The organism is Kribbella lupini (assembly GCF_039529595.1).
Lineage (GTDB): Bacteria > Actinomycetota > Actinomycetes > Propionibacteriales > Kribbellaceae > Kribbella > Kribbella lupini.
In genome coordinates, this window is the sequence record NZ_BAAANC010000001.1 from 1,087,275 (window position 1) to 1,105,718 (window position 18,444).

The 18,444-nt window shown below is 71.0% G+C and carries 16 protein-coding genes; 11 read left to right on the top strand and 5 right to left on the bottom strand.

Annotated features, from left to right (window positions below):
- Positions 1-5: 5 nt before the first annotated feature.
- The 3 genes from ABD235_RS04945 to ABD235_RS04955 all read left to right on the top strand — a co-directional run bounded on the left by ABD235_RS04945 (position 6) and on the right by ABD235_RS04955 (position 2,880).
- Entirely contained in the window at positions 6-641 is a 636-nt protein-coding gene (locus tag ABD235_RS04945) for a MarR family winged helix-turn-helix transcriptional regulator (protein WP_344173656.1), read from the top strand.
- A gap of 152 nt (positions 642-793) precedes the next feature.
- On the top strand, positions 794-1,306 hold the full coding sequence (locus ABD235_RS04950; RefSeq protein WP_344170025.1) for a MarR family winged helix-turn-helix transcriptional regulator: 513 nt from the start codon (positions 794-796) through the stop codon (positions 1,304-1,306).
- The gene (locus ABD235_RS04955) at positions 1,303-2,880 is read left to right on the top strand and encodes an MFS transporter (protein WP_344170028.1); all 1,578 of its coding nucleotides are present in this window, start codon (positions 1,303-1,305) and stop codon (positions 2,878-2,880) included. The genes ABD235_RS04950 and ABD235_RS04955 overlap by 4 nt, the downstream gene beginning before the upstream one ends.
- Here ABD235_RS04955 and ABD235_RS04960 read toward each other — a convergent pair.
- Both ABD235_RS04960 and ABD235_RS04965 read right to left on the bottom strand, forming a co-directional pair.
- Positions 2,877-4,163 (bottom strand): MFS transporter, encoded by a 1,287-nt coding sequence (locus ABD235_RS04960; RefSeq protein ID WP_344170031.1) that lies wholly within the window; start codon positions 4,161-4,163, stop codon positions 2,877-2,879. The two genes, ABD235_RS04955 and ABD235_RS04960, sit on opposite strands and share 4 nt — an antisense overlap.
- Positions 4,164-4,336: 173 nt before the next feature.
- Positions 4,337-4,927, bottom strand: a complete 591-nt coding sequence (locus tag ABD235_RS04965; protein ID WP_344170034.1) for an ArsR family transcriptional regulator — start codon at positions 4,925-4,927, stop codon at positions 4,337-4,339.
- Positions 4,928-4,992: 65 nt separating this feature from the next.
- On the opposite strand from ABD235_RS04965, the gene ABD235_RS04970 reads away from it, so the two are divergent.
- Positions 4,993-5,526, top strand: a complete 534-nt coding sequence (locus ABD235_RS04970) for an RNA polymerase sigma factor (protein ID WP_344170037.1) — start codon at positions 4,993-4,995, stop codon at positions 5,524-5,526.
- Positions 5,519-6,118 carry a hypothetical protein gene (locus ABD235_RS04975; protein WP_344170040.1) on the top strand — a complete coding sequence of 200 codons (600 nt, stop codon included), beginning with the start codon at positions 5,519-5,521 and terminating at the stop codon, positions 6,116-6,118. The genes ABD235_RS04970 and ABD235_RS04975 overlap by 8 nt, the downstream gene beginning before the upstream one ends.
- Positions 6,119-6,190: 72 nt before the next feature.
- Here ABD235_RS04975 and ABD235_RS04980 read toward each other — a convergent pair whose 3' ends face one another.
- Both ABD235_RS04980 and dacB read right to left on the bottom strand, forming a co-directional pair.
- On the bottom strand, positions 6,191-7,144 hold the full coding sequence (locus ABD235_RS04980) for a GNAT family N-acetyltransferase (protein WP_344170043.1): 954 nt from the start codon (positions 7,142-7,144) through the stop codon (positions 6,191-6,193).
- Between the two features lie 81 nt (positions 7,145-7,225).
- Complete coding sequence (dacB, locus tag ABD235_RS04985) at positions 7,226-8,791, bottom strand: D-alanyl-D-alanine carboxypeptidase/D-alanyl-D-alanine endopeptidase (protein WP_344170046.1); 1,566 nt, start codon at positions 8,789-8,791, stop codon at positions 7,226-7,228.
- A gap of 156 nt (positions 8,792-8,947) precedes the next feature.
- On the opposite strand from dacB, the gene ABD235_RS04990 reads away from it, so the two are divergent.
- The 4 genes from ABD235_RS04990 (at position 8,948) to ABD235_RS05005 (ending at position 13,914) form a co-directional block, all read left to right on the top strand.
- Complete coding sequence (locus ABD235_RS04990; protein ID WP_344170049.1) at positions 8,948-10,255, top strand: family 43 glycosylhydrolase; 1,308 nt, start codon at positions 8,948-8,950, stop codon at positions 10,253-10,255.
- A 141-nt stretch (positions 10,256-10,396) separates the two neighbouring features.
- Positions 10,397-12,547, top strand: a complete 2,151-nt coding sequence (locus ABD235_RS04995) for an alkaline phosphatase family protein (RefSeq protein WP_344170051.1) — start codon at positions 10,397-10,399, stop codon at positions 12,545-12,547.
- A gap of 3 nt (positions 12,548-12,550) precedes the next feature.
- Positions 12,551-13,318, top strand: a complete 768-nt coding sequence (locus ABD235_RS05000; RefSeq protein WP_344170054.1) for an MBL fold metallo-hydrolase — start codon at positions 12,551-12,553, stop codon at positions 13,316-13,318.
- The gene (locus ABD235_RS05005; protein WP_344170057.1) at positions 13,315-13,914 is read left to right on the top strand and encodes a DedA family protein; all 600 of its coding nucleotides are present in this window, start codon (positions 13,315-13,317) and stop codon (positions 13,912-13,914) included. The genes ABD235_RS05000 and ABD235_RS05005 overlap by 4 nt, the downstream gene beginning before the upstream one ends.
- Here the strand turns inward: ABD235_RS05005 and ABD235_RS05010 are convergent.
- Complete coding sequence (locus ABD235_RS05010) at positions 13,900-14,541, bottom strand: TIGR03085 family metal-binding protein (protein WP_344170060.1); 642 nt, start codon at positions 14,539-14,541, stop codon at positions 13,900-13,902. The two genes, ABD235_RS05005 and ABD235_RS05010, sit on opposite strands and share 15 nt — an antisense overlap.
- A 102-nt stretch (positions 14,542-14,643) precedes the next feature.
- On the opposite strand from ABD235_RS05010, the gene ABD235_RS05015 reads away from it, so the two are divergent.
- Together ABD235_RS05015 and ABD235_RS05020 are read left to right on the top strand one after the other, a co-directional pair.
- The gene (locus ABD235_RS05015; RefSeq protein ID WP_344170063.1) at positions 14,644-16,497 is read left to right on the top strand and encodes an ABC transporter ATP-binding protein; all 1,854 of its coding nucleotides are present in this window, start codon (positions 14,644-14,646) and stop codon (positions 16,495-16,497) included.
- The gene (locus ABD235_RS05020; protein ID WP_344170066.1) at positions 16,494-18,290 is read left to right on the top strand and encodes an ABC transporter ATP-binding protein; all 1,797 of its coding nucleotides are present in this window, start codon (positions 16,494-16,496) and stop codon (positions 18,288-18,290) included. Before ABD235_RS05015 ends, ABD235_RS05020 begins: the two co-directional genes overlap by 4 nt.
- The last annotated feature ends 154 nt before the right edge of the window (positions 18,291-18,444 follow it).

Below are 18,444 nucleotides of genomic sequence, written 5' to 3' on the forward strand. Positions count from 1 at the left end.
ACGAAATGGTCGCCCAGCGCCCCGAACCGAAAGCCGGCCCGACGCCCGTCCGCGGTACCGCATCCAGCGCGAGCTCGGCCGCCGCCTCCGGCGTGAGCCCGGGCGCTGCCTCCGGCGTGAGCCCGACCGCCGCCTCCGGTGCGAGTCCTCTCGCGGGTTCTGGTGCCGGCCCGACCGCGGGCCGGGCGACCGGGCGCCCGCCGGAGCTGATTGCCGATGTCGAGCAGGAGTTGTCGATCCTGCTCCGCCGGGCGCGCTCCGCCCAGATGTTGCTGGCTCGCCGGGTGCACCCGGAGATGGACGCGGCCGGCTACGCGCTGATCTCGCAGATCGACCTGGGGACGGCGGGCGGCGGCGCCGGCGTACGGGCTTCTGATGTCGCCCAGGCTCTCGGTCTCGACAAGTCGACGGTGAGCCGGGGGCTGTCCCAGCTCGAGACCCTTGGTCTGATCGAGCGCATCGGCGACCCCGACGACGGACGTGCCCGTCTGCTGCGGATGACGACGGCCGGCGCCGAGCGGTACGACGCGATGCGGGCCCAGCGCCAGGCCGAGTTCCGCGCGATCCTCGACCGCTGGGACAGCGCCGACCTCACCGACCTGGCCCGCCTCCTCGGCCGCCTGAACACCGACCTGAGCTGAGCCGCGCGGCCCCGTGAATCCCGACCTCCGGCTGGGCCGACTGCCGGCCTCAGCAGCCGCCTCCATCTGATCTGGCTCACCCTCCGTAATCGGTTCACCTCTTTCCGCACAGATGGTTGTGGAAACCAACCAATTACCTATATAGTTGGGTTATGCAACTAGCCCACCAAGCCCTGGTCCCGGGGGTTGAACGGGACACTCCGGCGCAGGACGTCCTCGAGGGCGTCAGCTCCCTGATCCGCGCCGTGCGCTGTATCGAGCACCGGCAGCTGTGGCCCGACGCCGGGTTGCGGCGGGCCGACGCGAGCGTGCTGAAGGTCCTGGCCAAGGACGGCGAGCAGCGCGGCGGAGAGATCGCGACCAAGCTCGGCGTCGACGCGTCCGTCGTGAGCCGCCAGCTGACCGCGCTCGAAGCCGACGGCCTGGTGAGCCGTCGGCCCGATCCCGCCGACGCCAGGGTCTCCCTGGTCGCGCTGTCGCCGTCCGGGCGTGAGCGCCTCGAGGCCCTGTACGCCAACTACACCCGCCAGCTGCGCTCGGCCCTGGCCGACTGGAACGACGACGACATGGCTGCCGCCGCCGAGGTCCTGCACCGGGTGGCCGGCGCGGTCACCGCGGCTTCCACGTCCGTGAGGCGTCCCACCACTTCGACTGGAGAACGATGACTGTCACCGAGACCCGGCCGGCCCCTGCCGCGCCGGAACTCACCCACCGCGAGATCCTGGAGATCCTGGTCGGGCTGCTCGCCGCGCTGTTCACGGCGATGCTCAGCTCGACGATCGTCAGCAACGCCCTGCCGACGATCACCGCGGCCCTCCAGGGCAGCCAGACGCAGTACACCTGGGTCCTGACCGCGAGCCTGCTCGCGACGACGGTGTCCACCCCGATCTGGGGCAAGCTGTCGGACCTGATGAGCAAGAAGCTGCTGGTGCAGCTGGCGATCTCGTTGTTCGTGGTCGGCTCCGCACTGGCCGGCATGGCGCACAACATGTCGTTCCTGATCGGCGCCCGCGTCCTGCAGGGCCTGGCGATGGGTGGTCTGATGGCCCTCGCGCAGGCGATCATCGGCGCGGCGATCCCGCCCCGCAACCGCGGCCGGTACTCCGGCTACATGGGCGCGGTGATGGCGGTCGCGACCGTCAGCGGTCCGCTCATCGGTGGCGTCATCGTCGACACCAGCTGGCTCGGCTGGCGCTGGTGCTTCTACGTCTGCGTCCCGCTGGCCGTGGTCAGCCTGGTGGTGCTGCAGAAGTACCTGCACCTGCCGGTGATCAAGCGCCGCGTGCAGATGGACTACCTCGGCGCGGTCCTGATCAGCGCGGCCGCGAGCCTGCCGCTGATCTGGGTGACCTTCGCCGGTCACGACTTCGGCTGGATCTCCTGGCAGTCGGCGCTGTTCGTCGGTGGCACGGTCCTGTTCGGCGTCCTCGCGGTCGTCGTCGAGAACCGGGCGGCCGAGCCGCTGGTCCCGCTCAAGGTCGTCCGGGAGCGGACCACCGCGCTGGCGATCGTGGCCAGCCTGTCGGTCGGTGTCGCGATGTTCGGCAGCGCGCTGTTCCTCGGCCAGTACTTCCAGATCGCCCGCGGGTACAGCCCGACCGAGGCCGGTCTGCTGACCATCCCGATGATGCTCGGGTCGTTCATCGGCTCGGTGGGTTCGGGCCAGATGATCACCCGGTACGGCAAGTGGAAGCGGTACCTGATCGCCGGCGGCGTGCTGCTGGTGGCCGGCCTGGCCGTGCTCGGCACGATCGACCACACCAGCCCGTACTGGTACGTCGGTCTCGGCATGCTGTCGATGGGCATCGGTATGGGCATGATGATGCAGAACCTGGTGCTCGCGGTGCAGAACACCGTCGACGTCAGCCAGATCGGCGCCTCCAGCGCGTCAGTCTCGTTCTTCCGCAGCCTCGGCGGCGCGGTCGGCGTCTCGGTCCTCGGCGCGGTCCTCGCGACCCGGGTCAAGGACCTGCTGATCGCCGGCGTCCTGCACGGTCCGGGCGGCGCTGCCGCGGCAGGCAAGCTCCAGGACGGCGGTGGCACCAGCCTCCTCGACGTCAACCACCTGCCGCCGCAGCTCGCCGAGCTCGTCCGGCAGTCGTACGGCGACGCCACCGGTCGCATCTTCCTGATCGCCGCCGCGTGCGCGGTGGTCAGCCTGATCGCGGTCTTCTTCATCAAGGAGGTCCCACTGCGGACCACCGTCGCCAAGCTCGACGAGCCGATCGAACTGGACTAGCTACGGACCTCACCTGCAGCCACCAGAACCCCCTCTGGTGGCTGCAGGTCGTCCAGGGTCTTGGTGGTGATGATGGGCGACCGCAGCAGCCAGAGCACCGACAACGCCCCGCCGACGGCCGAGATGATCAACGTCTCCCGGACTCCGATCCAGGTCCCGAGCGCACCGCCGATGACCGCGCCGAGCGGCCGTACGCCGTAGTTGATGCTGGCGAAGGCGCCGACGACGCGGCTGCGCATGTGGTCGTGCATGACGGCGGCCTGCAGCGAGTTGAGCGGGACGTCGAAGCACATCACCGCGAACGACCCGACGAACTCGGCCGCGGCCAGTACGCCGGCCCTGGCCCAGAGCGGACCGCCGCCGAAGGCGAGGATGCCGATCGAGGCCGGGAAGACGACCGCGGCGATCGCGATCAGCCGACCGGCGCCCAGCCAGCGCGACAGGGGAGCGGCGGCGATCGCGCCGAGCAGTCCGCCGGATGCTCCGATCCCGAACGCGAGACCGATCGCCCCGGCGGACAGTCCGAGGTTCCGGCTGGCGAACAGCACGAGCAGCGCCATCCCGATCATGTTGAAGAAGTTCACCGTCGTCGCGCACGCGAGGCTGCTGCGCAGGTACGGGTGCCGCATCAGGTACCCCATGCCTTCGCCCGCCCGCCGCCACAGGGACTCGGTCGTCTCGTCGGCCGCGCCCGGTTCGACCTTCAGCCGCGACACCTGGATCGCCGAGAACAGGAACGAGAACGCGTCCACGACGATCGCCACCGGCGCGGTCAGCCACTGCACCAGCGCGCCGCCGACCGCCGGCCCGGCCATGAACGAGAACGACCGCGTCGCCGAGAGCTTGCTGTTCGCCTCCAGGTACTGCGGCCGCGGCACCACCCGGACGAAGAACGCCGCGTTGGCGGTGTTGAACACGACGTGCGCCGTACCGGCCAGGATCGCGATCGCGTACAGCTGGCCGAGCGTCAGCACGTCCAGCCAGTACGCCGCCGGCAGCGACAGCAGGATGACGGTCCGGCTCAGGTCGGCCGCGATCATCAGCGGCCGCTTGTCCCGGTGCTGGTCGACCCAGGTCCCGATGAACAGCGACAGCAGGTTGGGCAGCCAGACCGCGGCGGTCAGAAGCCCGGTCTGGAAGGCGTTCGCGTCGAGCAGGGTGACGGCGATCAGCGGGAGCGCGAGCTCGCTGACCCGGTCGCCGAACTCGGAGACGGCCTGCGCCGACCACAACATCCGGAACTGCCGGTCCCGCAGCAGACTGCCGGCGGACAAGGACTTCATCGGGCCTCACTCGGTTCGGGTCAGCCGGGCCGGCTGAATCAGGGCAGGGTGAATCAGGGCAGGGTGAATCAGGGCAGGGCGCAGCGTCCCGGCGCGCGACAGGCGCTGCGGGCGGTGCGGGGGCCCGCAGCTGGTGCGGGCGTCGGGACGGTGAGGTGCGGTGCGGTCGAAGGTCAGCTGTCGGTTGCTTCGGGCAACAACATGCGCAGGTGCCGGACCGGACGGGCTTCCGCGGGCGCACCCGCCGGGCCACGCCGGACGTACGGCGCGATCAGGTCCTCGATGGCGTTCTCCAGGGCTTCGAGCTCGTCCTGGGTGACGTGCAGCAGGGTGTTCGACCCGCCGCCGGCCCGGTTCCACTCCGGGTCGAGCGTCGGTTCGGTCTCGGCCAGCCAGTGCTGGGCCGCCTCGAGCGCCTGGTTCATCATCTCGGCGCGCAGCAGTCGTCCGGCCTCGGCGCCCTCGGGGGTGTCCGGCATCTCGTACCGGAACCCGCGGGCGACCGCTTGCCACCAGCGCTGCCGCCGGTCCGCGACGCCGTCCGGAGGCGGTCCGTCGGTGACCAGGCCGAAGCCGGCCAGGTGCCGCAGGTGCCAACTCGTCACCGACGGCGAGGCGCCGACGTGCTCGGACAGCTGGGTCGCGGTCGCCGGGCCGTTCTTCTGCAGGTAGCTCAGCGCCGCGAGGCGGACGGGATGCGCCAGCGCCCGCATGGCCTGCGGGTCGGTGACCTCGAAGTCGCCGTACGGATTTCTGAGAGACATGTTTCGAGAGTAATCTCTCACATCTCGCTGATGCAAGAGCCCGGAAAAAGATGGAACCTGATCCGGTGGCAGCGCGTGTTAGCGGTGTGAGGCACAACGAGACCGATCCGAACGCGGAGGTCGCGGCGCTCTACGCCCGGACCTGGCCGCGGCTGATCGGTGTCCTGGTGTCGATCGGCGGATCGCGCCCGGACGCCGAGGAGGTCGCGCAGGACGCGTACGTGAAACTGCTCGGCCGCTGGGACAGCATCCGCCGGTACGACGATCCGGAGGCCTGGGTCCGCGCGGTCGCCGTCCGGACCCTGATCAGCAGGCTCCGGCGGCAGCAGGTCGCGCAGAAGGCCTCCGCCAAGTTGCTCGGCAGAACAGGAGAGGTCCGTGAACCGGACGGGGACGCACTCGACGTGGCGGCGGCGCTGGCCCGGATCCCACCGGCCCAGCGGGCAGTGGTGGTGCTGCACCACGTGATGGATCTACCGGTCGACCAGATCGCCGACGAACTCCAAGTGCCGCCGGGCACCGTCAAGTCCCGGCTGGCCAGGGCCCGCCAGGCCCTGGCCCCGCTGCTCGCCGTTCAGGAGGAGGTGCCCCATGGCTGAGCTGAGGACCGAGCTGCTCGTCGAGTACGTCGACGAGCAGACCCCCGAGCAGGCCCCGCCCTTCACCGGCGTCGAGCGGGGAGCCCGCCGGCGCAAGCGGCAGCGCAACCTGCTGGCCGTCGCGACTGTGGTGGCAGTCGCGACGGTCGCCACGGTGGTGACCCAGGACGTCCAGCGCGGCGCCGAGCCGTCCGCCCCGGTCGGTACGCCGACGACCTCCGTGCTGGACGACGGGCCGCCGCCGGCCCAGTTCAAGTTCGGTAACACCCTGATGCTGCTGCAGAAGGAGATTCCGGTGACGGCTGTGCGGCCGCTGCCGGGATCGCCTTCGGTGCTGCAGGTCGAGGCTCCTCGGTCCAGTGGGTCAGGAGAGGGGTGCTACCCGCACACCATGGTTCGCATCCTCGATCAGGACGCGACCAAGGTCCGGATCGCGGCGTACCGCTACGTGGTGGCGCCGGACGAGCCGGCCGGCGGAGAGTGCTTCAAGTCCCAGGCCGGTCCGGTCAAGGTCGAGCTCGACCTGAGGACCGCGATCGGTACCCGCCGCATCGTCGCCGGCACCACCGGCGAACGGGTGCTACTGAACTGACGGCCTCGCCGGGGCGGACCGCGACCGCCCCGGCGAGGCCGTCGACCTTCGCTGACCGCCCGACGCCTGCGGTCAGACGAGGTGGAGCCGCTTCTCCCAGATGTGGGTGACGACGATCGGGTGCATGCCGACGGACACGTAGAGGCCGAGCGCGGGCGTCGGGTTGTTGGTGTCGACGTGCAGCGTCGTGCCGGCGCGACCGGCGGCCGCGTCACGGGCGAACTGGTCGCGGAGGAGGTACTTGGCCAGCCCCCGACCGCGCGCGGACTCCAGTACGCCGAGCCGGCCGATGTAGTTGCAGTTGTCGCTGCTCAGGAAGTGATCGCTGCACTCGCGGACGCCGACCGCCTCGCCGTCCAGCTCCGCCACGGTCAGCTGCGACCAGTCGAACGCCGACCGCGATTCCCGCGACGCCACCCACTCGTCGTACGGGCGGGGGACCGCGCCGGGCTGGGTCGCGAAGGACTCGGCGATCACCTGGTGGGCGGCGCGTCTGGTCGCGTCGTTCGGCGCGCCGACCTGCAGCTTCACGCCTACGGGTGGTTCCGGTGCGGGCGTCGGGCCGGTGTGGTCGATGCGCATCAGGTGGATGGACGTGCTCCGGGTGAAGCCGTCCTCGGCCAGCAGTCGGCCCATTGGACCGTCCTGCTCCAGCTGACCCATGTGCAGGAGTACGTCGGTCAGTCCCGCCGTACGGCCCAGCTCCGCAGCCTGTGCCGACGCCGTCGCCAGCAACCAGGCGGCGACCGCCGGATCCGCCGCGAACACGTCCAGGTCCACCTGTGCCCGGTTGCCGACCTTCACCGCTGTCGCACTGCCGACGAGCTCGTCGCCGTCGTGGACCAGCCAACTCCCGGTCGGCAGGTCGATCGCCGGGTCCCGCAGGTAGTCGGCGACGTTCTCGTAGCTGTGCTTGGGGAACCCGAGCAGGGGAGTGGTGTACGACGCCATCTGCGCGGTGATCGCAGGAGCGTCGGCGAGCTCGGCGGGCCGGACGGTGAGCCCGGAGGGCAACGCTGCGGTCATGCCCACATCGTCGGCACCCACGAGGTGCCTGTCCAACCGATTACTCCTCCGCCCTGGTCTGCAGGGCGGAGGAGCAGTCGACTACTTGGTCCACTCCGTGTCGGCGGTGACGGCCGAGCGCTTGCTCGACGGCGCGATCGCCGCCGGGGGCGCGGTGTCGGACCAGGAGGCGAGGGTGACGCCTACCGCGTCCTCCACCGGGCGTGGGCTGGTCAGGTAGTTGTTGCTGATCATCGAGAAGACCAGCTTGCGGTGGTCGGCGGTGGAGACGTACCCGGACAACGCCGTGACGCCGGTGAGCGAGCCGGTCTTGCCGTGCAGGTTGTTGGCGGCGGGAGTCCCGGCCATTCGCGAGCGCAGCGTGCCGCCGACGAAACGGTCCGGGTTGCCGGCGATCGGCAGAGCGTCGTACCACTGCTGGAACCACGGTTCCTTCTGCGCGGCGATCAGCAGATCAGTGACGCTCTTCGCGGTGACGTTGACCTTGCGAGACAGACCCGAGCCGTCCGACAAGCGGATCGTCGACGTGTCCACGCCGACGCTGGCGGCGTAGTCGGTGACCACGCCGAGCCCGGCCGACCACGTGCCACTGGCCTCGGCGACCGCGCCCATCGCCTTGACGAGCGTCTCGGCGTGCATGTTGTTGGAGAGCTTCAGGAACGGGTTCATCAGCTCGCCGACCGTCATCGACTCGTCCCGTGCGAGCCGCCGGGCCTGCGCCGGCGAGGCGGCGACCTTGATCCGCCCGTCGACCCGCACGCCCTCGGCGGCGAGTGCGCGCCGGAAGACGTCGGCGGCGTACACCTCGGGCTCCCACACGGTCACCCACTCCTGGCCGACGGACGCGCCGAGCGGAACCGATCCACTGACCCGGACGACGTTCGTCCCGTGGTCGCGCTCGATGGTCAACGTGTTCGCCGACCCCGCGGCGCCGGTCGTCGCGGTGCTGACCAGCTTGATCACGTTGGTGGCCGGGACCAGCTTCAACCCGACCGGCGCTCCGGCGGTGGCGCCCGGCCGGCTCTCGACGATCGCCGTCCCGGAGTCGTAGTCCGTGTTCGGCGCCAGCGTCAGCGCCGAGATCTGCGCGTTGTAGTAGAACGGCTCGTCGTCCCAGGCCCAGCTGTCGCCGAGCCGCACGTGGTCGAAGTAGGTGTCGTCGGCGACCAGGTCACCGGCGATCCGCCGTACGCCGGACTTGGCGACCTGCTTGGCCAGCGCCACGTAGTCGCCCTCGAGCGCGGTCGGGTCGCCGTACCCCTTCAGGTAGAGGTCGCCCCGCAGCTTGCCACCGCGCACCGGCGCGGTCGCCAGGACGTCGGTGTGGAACCGGTACGACGGCCCGAGCGTGTGCATCGCGGCGGTCGACGAGAACAGCTTGGTGTTGGACGCCGGCAGCAACCGGGTCGAGCCGTCGTGGTCGTACAGCGTCTCGCCGGTGGTCGCGTCGCGCACCACCAGCCCGACCAGCGAACCCTGGAAGCGCGCGTCGGACAGCAACGCGTCGAGCTGCTGCTGCAACCCGGTCGCCTGCACCTGCACCTGCGCCGGCCCGGCCACGGACTGACCGACCAGCCCGGCGGTCGCGGCGACCGCCGCGGCGGCGGCGAGCATCCCCCGCGGGGACACCTTTGGTAAGAACTTCACGGGAACTCCAACCCCTCTGGCGGAAAACAACTAAACGGAGTCAACACCCCGGCGCGGCCGGGGTCGAGGGATCACCGCAAACAAGCTCTCGCCAGCAAGGTGAATCGATGGAAAAGTAGCTGCCCACAGGTACCGCCCCACCTGAGGAGCCCAGAGATGCGCAGACGAGTCCTGGCCGCGCTGGTCGTCCTGACCGCGCTCGCCACCGCCATCAGCCCAGCCACCGCCGCCGAACAGCGAACGACCGCCGCGGTCTTCCCCGCCGAGGTGATCGGCGAGGACTTCCCCGATCCGGACGTCATCCAGGTCAACGGCACCTGGTACGCCTACTCCACCAACAACGGTCGCGGCCACGTCCCGACGGCCTCCGCCCCGAGCGCGAACGGCCCCTGGACGATCCGTGGCGACGCGATGCCCGGCGGCCCGTCCGCCGGCTGGGCCCAGTCCGGCCGCACCTGGGCCCCCGACGTCCACCCGAACCCCGACGGCAGCTTCACCCTCACCTACACCGCCTGGCACAAGGCCTCCGGCCGCCAGTGCATCGGCGTCGCGACCGCCAACTCACCGCTCGGCCCGTTCACCCCGGTCGGCAGCCAGCCGCTGATCTGCCCGCTCAATCTGGGCGGCGCGATCGACGCGAACACCTTCGTCGCGAACGACGGCACCCGGTACCTGCTCTGGAAGAACGACGGCAACGCGATCGGCGTCAACTCCACCCTCTGGCTCACCCGGACGACGAACAACGGCACCGCCCTGACCGGCGGCAACACCGCCCTGATCTCCTCCGGCGGCGTGATCGAGGCCCCCGACCTCGTCCAGCGCGGCAGCCAGTACGTGCTCTTCTACTCCGGCGGCAGCTACACCGGCTGCGAGTACCTCACCTCGTACGCCGTCGCGCCCAGCCTCAGCGGCCCGTGGACCACGGCGTACCGCCCGCTGATGACCACCGCCTCCTTCGACAACCACGTCTGCGGCCCCGGCGGCGCCGACTTCACCGGCGACAAGGTGTTCCTGCACGGCTGGGTCAACGGCTCCCGTCACCTGTACGTCGCCGATCTCGGCTGGGCCGGCGACTTCCCGGTCGTCCGCGGCAGCCGGGTCCGGACCGAGGCCGAGCGCGGCACCCTCAACAACTGCCGGGTCCGGACCGGCGCGGCCGGTGCCTCGCAGGGCGCGGTGGCGGCGTACATCGACTTCGCGGACTCCTGGGTCGAGAACACCTTCTACGCCCCGCGGGCGGGCAGCTACACGCTGTGGGTCGGGTACGCGAACGGCACCGGCAGTACCGCCACCCACGGTGTGGTTGTCAACGGCAACAGCCAGGGCGCGGTCAGCTACCCGGTCACCGGCTGGGACAACTGGCGCCAGTCGTCGGTGAACGTGACGCTGAACGCCGGCTGGAACACGATCCGGCTGACCAAGGGCAACTCCTACGCCGAGGTCGACTACTTCGAGCTGCAGTAGGGGTTCACCCCGCCGGGAGCTCAGGGACGACCCGGGAAGCACCCGTCCGTTGCGTGGCGCAGTGGGCGGGTCCCGGGCCGGGCCTCGTAGTCTCGTTCCAGTAGTGCAAGCGGTGAACTACTCGAACGGGGAGTCCGAAGGTTGGCCAAACCACCTGAGCAGGTCTCCGGCGACCGGCGCCGGCGACCGATCTGGCTCGACGTCCGCCGGACCACCCGCGGCCTGCAGGCGATGCTGCTGGGCGGTCTGGCGTCGCTGGTCTCGCTCGTCATCACCTTCTGGACCCTGCCGCAGATCAGCAGCGACGGGCCGCTGCCGGTGTTCCGCCTGGTCGTGCTGCTGGCCGTGATCGGGCTGCTGGTCAGGTGGGTGCTGGCCGGGCTCGCGATCCTGATCGGCTCGATCGGCGTGCTGGTCGGCGGGCTGCTGTCCCAGTTCGGAGTGGTCTACCTCGGCGTCACCCTCGACCCCGGCGTCAACCTGCACGGCGGCGTCGAGGCGCCGGTTCTGGTCTCGATCGTGATGTCGTCGATCAGCGCCTTCGTCGGCTGGGTCGCGTACGCCGGCAGTGACGACGCGTACGTCGCCGAGGTGATGCGCGGGGTCCGCCGCAAGGCCCGCCGGATCCAGCCCGCGCCGAAGACCGGGATGCTGATCATCCAGATCGACGGCCTGGCCGCGCCGCTGCTGAACTGGATGGTGATGTCGGGCAACCTGCCGCACCTCGGCGGCTGGATCCGCGACGGCAGCCACTCGATGCTCGGCTGGCACACCGGCGTACCGGCGACCACCCCGGCCAGCCAGGCGGGCATCCTGCACGGCGGCTCCGGGCAGATCCCGGCGTTTCGCTGGTACGAGAAGGAGACCGGCCGGGTGATGGTCACCAACCGGTCCCGCGACGCCGCCGAGATCGAGGCGCGGATGTCGACCGGCCGCGGCCTGCTCGCCGACGGCGGCGTCAGCATCAGCAACAACTGGTCCGGCGACGCCCCGAACTCGGTGCTCGTGTTCAGCCGGGCCGCGCTGCCGCCGACCCGCAGCCGCGGGTACGTCCGGTTCTTCACCAGCCCGCAGGGCGCCGCCCGCGGGCTGGTCCTGTGCGTCGGCGAGATGATCAAGGAGCTGCACCAGGCCCGGCGGCAGCGCCGGCGCAAGCTGGTCCCGCGGGTCAACCGCGGCGGCTCGTACATCTTCCTGCGCGCGATCTCGAACGTGCTGCTGCGCGACCTCAACGTCTCGCTGATCACCGACGAGCTGGTCAAGGGCACCCCGGTGATCTACTGCGACTTCGTCGACTACGACGAGGTCGCCCACCACGCCGGACCGACCCGGCCCGAGTCGCTGCAGACGCTGGAGGGTCTCGACCGGGTGCTCGGCGCGCTCGAGCGGATCATCGACACGCTGCCGCACTCGTACGAGATCGTCGTGCTGTCCGACCACGGCCAGAGCCAGGGATCGACGTTCCTCCAGCGGTACGGGCGGACGCTGACCCAGGTCGTCGACGACCTGGTCGACACCACCAAGGAGCCGGTCGCGGCGACCGGCCGGTCCGAGGGCTGGGGACCGGTCAACGCGTTCCTCACCGAGCTGAGCCTGCGCCGCAGCGTCGCCGGGTCGGTGACCCGGAAGGCGCTGCACGGCAAGGCCACCCGCGGCGAGGTCGAGCTCGGGCCGCGCGACTGCGAGCCGCCGGTCGCGGCCGACGAGCAGATGGTGGTCACCGCCTCGGGCAACCTCGCGCTGATCTACCTGGCGACCACGCCCGGCCGGGTCCCGCTGGAGGAGATCGAGCTGCTGCACCCACGGCTCGTTCCCGGCCTGGCGACGCACCCCGGCGTTGGTTTCGTCGTGATCGACTCGCTCGCCGAAGGGCCGGTCGCGATCGGCCGGGCCGGCGTGCACGTGCTGCGGAGCGGACGGGTCGAGGGCGAGGACCCGCTCACGCCGTACGGGCCGATGGCGCAGGCGTCGCTGCTGCGGCAGGCCGAGATGCCACACAACGGGGACCTCGTGGTGGTCAGCCGGCTCGACGAGTACACCCACGAGGTGGCGGCGTTCGAGGAGCTGGTCGGGTGCCACGGCGGGATCGGTGGCTGGCAGACCGAGGCCGTGCTGGTGCACCCGCGCCGCTGGGCGGTCGACGAGGCTCCCGTAGGCTCCGACGCGGTTCACGAGCTGCTGATCAGCTGGCTGGACCAGCTCGGCCAGCGCAAGCGCCCCGAGGTGGAGACCGTCGACGAGGACGCCGCCGGGGTCGCCGTGGCTCCGACGGACGCGAGTGTGGAGGCCTGAGGCGTGCGGATCACCTGGTGGGGGCACGCCACCACCACCATCGAGGACCGGGGCGCCAAGCTGCTCACCGATCCCGTGCTGACGGCCCGGATCGCGCACCTGCGCCGACGGCGCGGCCCGCTGCCGCTGCCCGAGGCGGGGGAGTGCGACGCCGTACTGATCTCGCACCTGCACGCCGACCACCTGCACCTGACGTCGCTGCCGCTGGTCTCGCCGGACGCCGCGCTGGTCGTCCCGCGCGGTGCGGCCCGGCTGATCCACGCCGAGGCGGGCAAGGCGTACTCGGACCGGTGCATCGAGGTTGCCCCGGGCAACCAGTTGAAGATCGGCGGGCTGGACATCACCGCGGTCACCGCCGACCACGACAGCCGCCGGCTGCCCTGGTCGCAGTACCGCGCCCAGGCCCTCGGGTACCGGATCGAAAGCTCGCCGAGCGTCTGGTTCGCCGGCGACACCGGCCTGTACGACGCGATGGCGGCCGAGGTCGGTCCGGTCGACCTGGCGCTGATCCCGGTCGGCGGCTGGGGACCGTCCCTCGGGGACGGACACCTGGATCCGGTTCGGGCTGCCGAGGCGGTTCGGCGGGTCGGCGCCCGGTACGCCGTACCGGTACATTTCGGGACGTTCTGGCCGATCGGCTGCGACTGGATGAAGCCCGACCTGTTCCTGCCGCCCGGCGACCGGTTCAAGGCGGAGATGGCGGCGGTGGACGCCGAGGTGAAGGTGGAGGTCCTGGTGCCGGGGGACTCGACGGAGGTGGTGCGGCCGTGAACGGTAGCGCCGATTTCGACCTCTGGTACCTGATCGTGCTGGCCGGTGCGGTGCTGATCGGCGCGGTGCTGCCCGTGCTGCCGACCGGCGCGGCGGTGTCGGCCGGGGCGGTGCTCGCCTCGCACAGCAACCCGATCGGCCTGGTCGGCGTACTGATCGCCGGTGCCGGCGGCGCGTACCTCGGTGACCTGATCGTGTACGCCGCCTGCCGTGCCGGCGGTGAACGGCTCGCCAAGCGGATCGGCTGGCTGCGCGAGAACGCGTCGCTCGACGCGTTGCGGGAGCGGCTGGCCAACCACGAGATCACCGTGCTGCTGACGTCCCGGCTGATCCCGGGCGGGCGGGTGCCGGTGCTGCTCGCGGCCGGACTGGCCGGGTACCGGTGGCACCGGTTCGCCGTCGTGGACCTGGCTGCGTCGTCGCTGTGGGCGGCGGTCTACATGGCGATCGGGCTGCTCGGGTACGCCCTGTTCGACAAGCCGTGGCAGGGCGTGGTGGCCGCGATCGTGCTGGTGCTGCTGACCACGGTGGTCAGCAGCCTGGTCCAGCGGCTGCGGAAGAAGAAGGCGGCCGCGGCGCAGCTAGAAACCGAATGACTTGGTCTGCAGCTGAGCGGTGATCTCCGGGTCGCCGTCGAGGTCGACCTGGGCGACGGACTGCCGGCCGAAGCAGAACAGCACCAGCTCGACCGGCGCGCCGGTCACGGTCACCGACCCCGCGGCGGTCGGCTTCTTCGCGACCGCTTCCCGCCCGTCCGGCAGCCGCAGCACGATGCCGCTCGGCGCCTTCCGGACCATCGACCGCGAGGCCAGCTTCAACCCCTTCCACAGGGCCTCCTGCTGCTCGGCCGGCAGCGCGCGGACCTGGAAGTCCGGGACCGCCCGGCGGACGTCCTCGTGGTGCACCAGGTACTCGGTCGTGTTCAGCTGGTGGCCGATCAGCGGCAGCGCGTAGATCGAGAACGACGGCGGCCCGCTGCGGATCTTGTCGACCAGCTCGGTGAAGGTCCACTTCGTCTTGACCGCGGCCATCCGCCGCTCGGTGGTGTCGGCCAGCGCGGGCAGCATGATGCCCGGCGCGGCGATCGGGTCCGACTCCCGCACGTACAGGTGAGCGGCCAGGTCGTGGGTCAGCCACCCCTCGCACAGAGTCGTCCGATCAGGCCCTACCTGATCGAAGAGGTCACACAGAGCGAGTCGTTCTGTCCGGCTGTAGTCGGTCACAACTCGATCGTAGTTGTCGGGACCCAATGGCAGAATGTCATTCGTTGTCAGCCTCGCCAGCTGCCTACACACCTGACACACCGTCGTGACGAAGGATGCCTCGTGCCGTTGCCGAAAGTCCCCAGCAAGGGGAGCGTGACCCGGCGCGGGTTCGCGGTCCTGCGCGTCGCGATCGCCGAGGAGCCGTGGGTCTTCGCGCTCTCGGTGCTGGCGAGCATGCTGTACGGCGCGATGACGGTCGCCGACGGCTGGGCGCTGGGCTGGGCCACCGACCACGTGATCCGCCCGGCCCTCGAGCGCGGCGACACCACCTTCGGCGCGCTGGCGTCACTGGTCTCGCTGTTCCTGGGCATCGCCGTGCTGCGCGCGATCGGCGTCGTCGGCCGGCGGGTCGGGGCGGGCGTGATGCAGTTCCGCCTGCAGGCGACGTACCGGCGCCGCGTCACCCGGCAGTACCTGAAGCTCCCGCTGGAGTGGCACCACCGGCACCCGACCGGCCAGCTGCTGTCCAACGCGAACGCCGACGTCGAGTCGACCTGGTACCCGATCGCACCGCTGCCGATGGCGGTCGGCGTGATCGCGATGCTCGCCTTCGCGACCGCCGCGATGTTCGCCGCCGACGTCTGGCTGGCGCTGGTCGGCTGCCTGGTCTTCCCGCTGGTGTTCGTCGCCAACGTGATCTTCCAGCGGGTGCTGCAGCCGCTCGCCACCCGCGCGCAGGAGCTGCGCGCTGACGTGTCCGAGGTGGCGCACGAGTCGTTCGACGGTGCGCTGGTGGTCAAGACGCTGGGCCGCGAGGCCGCCGAGACCGAGCGCTTCACCGGGCCGACGACGGCCCTGCGCGACGCGAACATCGCGGTCAACCGGGCCCGCGGCGCCTTCGACCCGGTGATCGAGGGCCTGCCGCGGATCGGCGTCCTGCTGGTCCTCCTGGTCGGCGTCGGCCGGGTGCGGTCGGGCGCCGCGGACGCCGGCGACGTCGTCCAGGTCGCGTTCCTGTTCACGCTGATCGGCTTCCCGATCCGGGCGCTCGGCTGGGTGCTCGGCGAGCTGCCGCGCTCGGTCGTCGGCTGGGACCGCGTCCAGCGCGTGCTCACCGCCGAGGGCGGGATGGAGTACGGCGACCAGAAGCTCACCTCGATCAAGGCCGCGCGCCTCGACGTCGAGAACCTCCGCTTCGGGTACCTGCCCGAGCGCGACGTCCTGGCCGGCGTCGACTTCACCGTCCAGCCCGGGCGGACGGTCGCGGTGGTGGGCCCGACCGGCGCCGGCAAGTCGACGCTGACCACGATGCTGACCCGGCTCGTCGACCCCGAGGAGGGCGCGGTCCGGATCGACGGCGTCGACCTGCGGACGCTGGCCCGCGACGAGCTGGCCGGGTCGGTCGCCCTGGTCGCGCAGACCGCGTTCCTGTTCGACGACACGGTCCGCGGCAACATCACGCTCGGCGGCGACTTCACCGACGACGACATCTGGGACGCGCTGCGGATCGCGCAGGGCGAGGGCTTCATCCGGTCGCTGCCCGACGGTCTCGACACCAAGGTCGGCGAACGCGGTACGACGCTGTCCGGCGGCCAGCGGCAGCGGATCGCGCTGGCCCGGGCACTCGTCCGGCGGCCGCGGCTGCTGATCCTCGACGACGCGACGAGCGCGGTCGACCCACAGGTCGAGGCCCGGATCCTGGCCGGCCTGCGCAGCGCCGTACAGGGTGGGCGGTCGGACACGACCGTGCTCGTGATCGCGTACCGGAAGGCGACGATCTCGCTCGCCGACGAGGTGCTGTTCCTGGCCGACGGGCGGATCGCGGCGCAGGGCACGCACCTGGAGCTGCAGGAGAAGTCGCTCGCGTACCGCGACCTGGTCGACGCCTACGAGAAGGACGCCGCGCGGCGCGAGGAAGAGGCCGAGCTGGCCGCCGAACTGGACGATCTGGACAGCGAAGGAGCAAGCGCGTGAGTGCCGCCGAGGCGACCCGGCTCGACGCCGGGGACAACGCCGGAGGACTGGAGACCCTGCGCCAGGGGATCCGGGTGTCGCCGGAGCTGGCCCGCGGGTGGTGGATCACCGGGCTGCTCGCGCTGACCATGACGGCCGGGCGGATCGTCGTACCGATCGCGGTCCAGCAGACCATCGACAAGGGGCTGTCCGGGCCGGGCGGTCCCGACATGTCGTTCGTGGCGTGGATGTGTGTGGCGTGCGCGGGCGGGATCCTGGTTACCGCCTTCGCGTCGTACCTGACCACCGTGCGGCTCGCGGTCAACTCCGAGAGCGGCCTGGCCACGATGCGGATCAAGGCGTTCCGGCACGTGCACGACCTGCCGGTGCTGACCCAGTCGACCGAGCGGCGCGGCGCGCTGGTGAGCCGCGTGACGTCCGACGTCGACACCGTGTCGCAGTTCCTGCAGTTCGGCGGGTTCATCTTCCTGGTCAGCATCGGGCAGATGCTGCTCGCGACCGTCGTCATGTTCGTCTACTCGTGGCAGCTCGCGCTGGTGGTGCTGATCTGCTTCATCCCGCTGTTCGCGAGCTTGAAGTCCCTGCAGCGGCTGATGTCCGCGGCGTACGGCGTGGTGCGGGCCAAGGTCGGCGAGATGCTGTCCGCGATCGCCGAGCCGGTGGTCGGCGCGCAGGTTGTCCGGGCCTACGCGATCGAGCGGCGCACCCAGCAGCGGATCGACGCGTCGATCGAGGACTACCGGCGGACGGCGACGCGGGCGCAGGCGATCACCGGGATCACGTTCTCGATCGGTGGTCTGGCGGCCGGCCTGGCGAACGCCGGTGTCCTGACGGCGGGCGTGCTGCTCGGCGTGGACGGGAACGCGACGCTGGGGGAGATCCTGGCCTTCATGTTCCTGGTCGCGCTGTTTTCCGACCCGGTGCAGATCGCCACGCAGGTGCTGACGGATGCGCAGAGCGCCTTCGCCGGATGGCGGCGGGTGCTCGGCGTGATCGCTACGCCGGCCGACGTGGTGGACCCGGGCGACGACGGGGTGACGCAGGCGCGCGGGCCGATCACGGTGGAGTTCGCGGACGTGAACTTCGCTTACCCGGAAGGGGAGCTGGTACTGCGCGACGTCAACGTGCGGCTGGAGCCGCACCGGCGGGTCGCGGTCGTGGGCGAGACGGGCTCGGGCAAGACGACGTTCGCGAAGTTGCTGACGCGGCTGATGGACCCGACGTCGGGCGCGGTGCTGCTGGACGGCGCGGACGCGCGGACGATCGCGTTCAGCTCGCTGCGGGAGCGGGTGGTGATGGTGCCCCAGGACGGGTACCTGTTCGACTCGTCGCTGGCGGACAACGTGCGGTTCGGGCGGCCCGACGTGACTGATGCCCAGCTGCTGGAGGCCTTCGAGTCGCTCGGGCTGACGGACTGGCTGGAGTCGCTGCCCGACGGGCTGAACTCGCCGGTGGGTCAGCGGGGTGAGTCCCTGTCGGCCGGTGAGCGGCAGCTCGTCGCGCTGGTGCGGGCGAACATCGCGGATCCGGACCTGCTGGTGCTCGACGAGGCGACGTCCGCTGTCGACCCAGGGACCGAGGTGCGGGTCAACGCCGCGCTCGAGCGGCTGATGGCCGGCCGTACGTCGGTGACGATCGCGCACCGGTTGTCGACCGCCGAAGCCGCCGACGAGGTGCTGGTGTTCGACGAGGGCCGCGTGGTGGAACGCGGTCCGCACGCGGAACTGCTGGTGCTGAACGGAATTTACTCCCGCCTGCACGCCAGCTGGATCGCCCAGCGTTCGGCCGGCTGACAGGGCCTGCGCTGATCCCGGCGGGCCGCCTCCTCCCTCGCTTTCCTTCCTTCCCTTCCTGAGACGTGCGACAGGGCGGTCCGGAGAGGGAGGAAAGAGGCTCCGGGACCGCCCTGTCGTTCAGGGGGCCGTGCTGTTGAGGCAGCACGCCCAG